The sequence below is a fragment of the Protofrankia sp. Cj3 genome, from assembly GCF_917627355.1.
GTDB lineage: Bacteria > Actinomycetota > Actinomycetes > Frankiales > Frankiaceae > Protofrankia.
Genome location: NZ_CAKJTR010000025.1, coordinates 1 through 4,639, shown reverse-complemented (window position 1 = coordinate 4,639; position 4,639 = coordinate 1). Strand labels below are relative to the sequence as shown.

The window sequence follows — 4,639 nt, the reverse complement described above, 5'->3', positions numbered from 1 at the left end:
GCTGTGACTGTGGCTGTGGCTGCGCTGATCTGACCGGCGCGGCCGGGGGAGCGGGAACCCGCGCGGGTGCTTCACCCCGGGCGGCGGGCCGGGAGGCTCCGTGTGTCCGCCCCCGTGCCGAGGCCGGCTGGACCGGCGTGGGCGGCGTTACCACGACCGGCGGGTGTGCGCTCGGCGCGGCCGGCGTGGCGGCCGGCTCCTGCACCAGCGTCAACGCGGGACCGGGCGGACGGGCAGGACCGGCCTGCACGGGCGGCGGCGCGGGTGCCGGCTGCGCTGTGGGGTCGGCCGCTACCTCAGGGGCCACCAGCGCTCGGGCGGCATCGTCGTGCGGACGAACACGGCGCACAACCGGGTCCCAGGTCCAGCGTGCGCACCGGCTCTCCGAGGTCAGCTGTACCAGCCAGATCCCGTCCACCCGGCGCCAGGCATCCCACTGCGCGCCGCCGGGATCGTCCTGCGCGGCCATCAGCCGGGCGTCCACCACCTCGCCCAGCGGCCGGCCGGGGGCGCCGCCGGGGTCCTTGGGCAGTAGCGCCGCCCGTGCTTCCTGTACCACCCGGGCCCGCTCGGCCAGGACCGGGCCCTCATAGCGTTCGACCCGCTCGACCGGTATGCCCGCTACCCGCGCGACCTCGGCGGTCGTCTCACCAGCGCGTAGGCGCGCCTGGATCTCCCGCGGGGTCAGGGCGCTTTCCTGGCGAACCTCACTGCGCCGTCCCCCGCGCAGCACCGTCCGGAGCCGGTCGTCGACCGGTACCCGGAACTTCTCCGGATCAGGTCCGCCGGCGGTCTCGGCGAGCACGAGGTAGCCGCCGTCCTCGCTGAGCGCGACCGCTCGCAGCTCACGCATGGCGCCTCCTCATCGGCGTCGTCCGAGCCCGCCCTGAAACGTTTGGTGACGGTGAGTATCCGGACTGTCGAACCCGCCGTTCATGCCTACCCCACAGCTTGCCATCGGCACATCCACGATGTCTCACCCCGGGATGCCGACACGCTTTGTCGGCATCCCGTCGACACGGGCGCCCGGTCTGTCGGCAGCGGCGCGTCGGCCGTTCGGCGGGCTGGCCAGATGCCTCATGGTCAGGGACGGCGGCCTCCGGGCGGGCGGGTGGCGGGCGGCCGTCGGCGCGGCGTTCGCACCGCCGCTTTGGGACGGGTCTGGTCACCGGCCGCGAACAGCGCGGCCCCGACGATCCCGGCGTCGTTCTGCAGCTGGGCGGGGAGCACCTTGGTGCGGACATCGAGACGGTCGAGAAAGCGATCAGCTTTTCGGCTCGCGCCGCCGCCGATGATGATGAGATCGGGCCACAGCAGCGCTTCCAGCGCGTTCAGATAGCGGCTGACCCGCTTCGCCCATTTTTCCCAGGAAAGATCTTCGCGTTCCCGGGCCGCCTCGGAGGCTCGGGCCTCCGCCTCGTGCCCGCCGATCTCAAGATGACCGAACTCGGTGTTCGGGAGGAGCTGGCCGTGCAGGAACAGCGCCGTGCCGATACCGGTGCCGAACGTCGTCATGAGTACGACACCACCGACGTCACGGCCGGCACCGAAGGTCATTTCGGCGATTCCGGCGGCGTCAGCGTCGTTAATCACCGTGGCGCCGCCTGGCAGGACCGTTCGCAGGGTCGCGGCCAGGTCGGTATCCACCCAGCTCGGGTCGACGTTGGCCGCCGTCCTCGCGACACCGTCTTTGAGCACGGCGGGAAAGGTGGCCCCGACCGGCCCCGTCCAGCCGAAATGGGCCACGACGTCGGCGACGGTCCTGGCTATGGCGGGTGGCCGCGACGGCTGCGGCGTCGGGATCCGGACGCGGGGCGCGGTGAGCTTGCCCTCGTCAATGTCGACGGGTGCACCCTTGATGCCGGTACCGCCGATGTCGACACCGAAGACCTGCATTTCGCCTATGCCCTCCTGTTGCCGCCGACCCGCACCGGGCCTACCCGGGCACAGCGCCTCCCACGCGGCGCGCGGCACCGTGGGCCTGCCCGGTCAGCCCGCGCCCACTCCACCATAGATCGGCACGCCTCGCCGGCCCATCTGAGTGTGACACCGGTATCCCGGCCCGATCCCCTCGCGTCACGCCGGATACGCCGCTCTAGGCTGAGACGGTGGCGTTACGGGATTCCTTCGGGCGGGTCGCCACCGATCTGCGGATTTCACTGACCGACCGCTGCAACCTGCGGTGTACCTACTGCATGCCCGCTGACGGCCTGGCCTGGCTGCCGGGGGCGGAGATGCTGACCGACGCCGAGGTTGTCCGGCTCGCGCGGATAGCGGTCACCCGGCTCGGCGTGAACGAGATCAGGCTGACCGGCGGTGAGCCGACGGTTCGGCCGGGCCTGGTCGACCTCGTCGCCCAGCTGGCGATGCTGCGTCCCCGCGTCCAGCTGTCCATGACCACCAACGGCACGTCGCTGGCCCGTTTTGCCGCCGCGCTGCGCGTGGCCGGCCTGGACCGGGTGAACGTTTCGCTGGACACGTTACGCGCTGACCGTTATCTGGCGATGACACATCGGGATCGGCTTGTGGATGTGCGCGCGGGTCTGGCCGCCGCGGCCACGGCAGGGCTGGCACCGGTGAAGGTCAACGCGGTGCTCCTGCGGGACGTCAACGATGACGAGGCGCCGTCCCTGCTGCGATGGTGCCTGGAGCGAGGCTACGCCCTGCGCTTCATCGAGCAGATGCCGCTCGACCCCCAGCACAGCTGGGATCGTGGCGTGATGGTCACCGGAGCGGAGATCCTCGCCAGGCTCCGGTCCGAGTTCACCGTCACCGCGCTGCCCGGTCGCGGTAGCGCGCCGGCCGAGTTGTTCGCCGTGGACGGCGGGCCCGGAACGGTCGGAGTGATCGGCTCGGTGACCGCGCCGTTCTGCGCCGCCTGCGACCGGGTCCGTCTCACCGCTGACGGGCAGCTCCGTTCCTGCCTGTTCGCTGACACGGAGACCAATCTGCGCACGCCGATGCGGGCCGGGGCCGACGACGCGGACCTTGCGCACCTGTGGGCCGCGGCCGTCCGGGGCAAGCGCGCCGGGCACGGTGTCAACGGCCCGGACTTTGCGCAGCCGTCGCGACCGATGTCGGCGATCGGCGGATGAGCTGGGACGCGGTGGTGCTTGCCGGCGGGTCGGCCCGCCGCCTCGGCGGTGCGGACAAGCCGCTGGCGACCGTCGGTGGCCGGACCTTGCTTGATCGTGTTCTCGCGGCGGTGGCCACCGCGCGCGAGGTGATCGTGGTCGGGCCGGTACGTCCGGTCCGGCTGGCACGCCCGGTGGCCTGGACCTGTGAGCGGCCGCCCGGCGGGGGGCCGGTCGCCGCTCTTGCCGCCGGGCTGGAGCTGGTGAGCGCACCGCTGGTTGCCGTGCTTGCGGCCGATCTCCCGTTTCTCACCGCGGGAACGGTCGCCGCGCTCGTGCGGGCCGTGGGCGGCGCTGACCGGGAGACCACCGGAGCCGGCCAGCGCGGTGCTGCTCCGCCGTGGGGCGCGCTCCTGATTGATCCGGCCGGTCGGCGCCAGTACCTGACCGGGGTATGGCGCACATCCGTGCTGCGGGCGCGGCTCCCCACCGCGCCTGCCGGGGTGGCGCTGCGGTCGGTGCTGGCCGGCCCGCGGGTGGTGGCGGTACCCGCCGATGAGCGCACCACGCTGGACTGCGACGAGCCGGCGGATCTCGAGCGGGCACGCCGGTGGGCGAGGATGGCTCGGTGAGCGCTCTTGATGACTGGGTGGCCGCGGCGGCCGGCGCGCTTGGCCTTGACCCCACTCAGCTTGACGTCCCCGGTGTGCTCGATCTCGCGCGTGATGTCGCGCACGGCGTCGCCCGGCCCGCCGCTCCGGTCACCGCGTTTCTCATCGGTCTCGCGGCGGGGCGGGACGGTGGTGACGCGGACGCGGTCCGCCACGCCACCGCGCAGGTCCTCGCCCTCCTCACGGCCCGGGAAAACGGTGATCAGGGCAGCGCTGGGTAGGGCTTGCCGAAACGTGAACCGTCGGCTCCCGGAGCCACCTTCCCGGGCGCGGTACGCTACCAGCGAAGATCAAATTTGTACGCCAACAATCCGCTTGCCGGTCGCTCGTAGCGGATGAGAAGAGCTGGCAGCAGCGGTCAGCGTACCCAGGCAGGGCCGTCATCCAGGAGCACCCGCATGTCGATCGCCATCGTGTGGGTGGCGAGAGGATCCTCCAGCCCGGCTTCGTCCAGGGGCGACCAGGAGAGCACGTCGTCTCCGGCCGTTGCCCGGCTGTCGTCGGGCGACGGCCGGAGACGAGAACCGGCTGACCGCCCGCGAGGCAGCGCCAGGGTGATGGCCGCGGTGTCGGCGTGGCTGTCGGGATCATCCAGGCCGGAAACACCCTCGGCTGCTCCGCGTCCGAGGGGATCGCCCGTGCCCGTGCCCGCGGGCCGGGCTCGGCCACCGGCGGTGACGACGGACTGGTCCAGGCCGGCGAGCCCGACAATCACCACGAGCGCCGGCGCGGCGAATAGGGCGGGCCGCCAAGTGGTCAACGCGACCAGGGCGAAGACCAGCACGATACTGACGGCTCTGATCGCGTTGTGCTGCGCGGGCGGTAATGCTGGAACCTTGCGGCCGTGTCGATAATGTCCCACGCAACCAAGTGTGCCTTAGAGCGTGTGTGAGA

6 protein-coding genes are annotated in these 4,639 nt (G+C 72.1%); 3 read left to right on the top strand and 3 right to left on the bottom strand.

The genetic code is table 11. From position 1 onward, the window contains the following. Together sepH and ppgK are read right to left on the bottom strand one after the other, a co-directional pair. Nucleotides 1-853: septation protein SepH (gene sepH, locus MJ783_RS05525; RefSeq protein ID WP_239308840.1), on the bottom strand; the 853-nt coding region annotated here is incomplete at its 3' end. Nucleotides 854-1,083: 230 nt separating this feature from the next. Further along, nucleotides 1,084-1,896, bottom strand: coding sequence for a polyphosphate--glucose phosphotransferase (gene ppgK / locus MJ783_RS05520; RefSeq protein WP_239308839.1), 813 nt, complete (start codon nucleotides 1,894-1,896; stop codon nucleotides 1,084-1,086). A gap of 212 nt (nucleotides 1,897-2,108) precedes the next feature. Here ppgK and moaA point away from each other — a divergent pair, with 212 nt between their 5' ends. From moaA to MJ783_RS05505, 3 genes are read left to right on the top strand one after another with little or no spacing between them, the layout of a single operon-like run. Beyond that, nucleotides 2,109-3,095: a GTP 3',8-cyclase MoaA gene (gene moaA, locus MJ783_RS05515; protein ID WP_239308838.1), complete on the top strand. Its 987-nt coding sequence runs from the start codon at nucleotides 2,109-2,111 to the stop codon at nucleotides 3,093-3,095. Continuing rightward, nucleotides 3,092-3,706 carry a molybdenum cofactor guanylyltransferase gene (locus tag MJ783_RS05510; RefSeq protein ID WP_239308837.1) on the top strand — a complete coding sequence of 205 codons (615 nt, stop codon included), beginning with the start codon at nucleotides 3,092-3,094 and terminating at the stop codon, nucleotides 3,704-3,706. The genes moaA and MJ783_RS05510 overlap by 4 nt, the downstream gene beginning before the upstream one ends. After that, on the top strand, nucleotides 3,703-3,966 hold the full coding sequence (locus MJ783_RS05505) for a DUF6457 domain-containing protein (protein ID WP_239308836.1): 264 nt from the start codon (nucleotides 3,703-3,705) through the stop codon (nucleotides 3,964-3,966). Before MJ783_RS05510 ends, MJ783_RS05505 begins: the two co-directional genes overlap by 4 nt. A gap of 137 nt (nucleotides 3,967-4,103) precedes the next feature. On the opposite strand, the gene MJ783_RS05500 is transcribed toward MJ783_RS05505, so the two are convergent. After that, nucleotides 4,104-4,607 carry a hypothetical protein gene (locus MJ783_RS05500; protein ID WP_239308835.1) on the bottom strand — a complete coding sequence of 168 codons (504 nt, stop codon included), beginning with the start codon at nucleotides 4,605-4,607 and terminating at the stop codon, nucleotides 4,104-4,106. Between the last annotated feature and the right edge of the window lie 32 nt (nucleotides 4,608-4,639).

Coding starts and splice junctions, on each gene's coding strand:
- ppgK (WP_239308839.1), bottom strand. CDS start 1,896: ATGCAGGTCTTCGGTGTCGACATCGGCGGTACCGGCATCAAGGGTGCA.
- MJ783_RS05510 (WP_239308837.1), top strand. CDS start 3,092: ATGAGCTGGGACGCGGTGGTGCTTGCCGGCGGGTCGGCCCGCCGCCTC.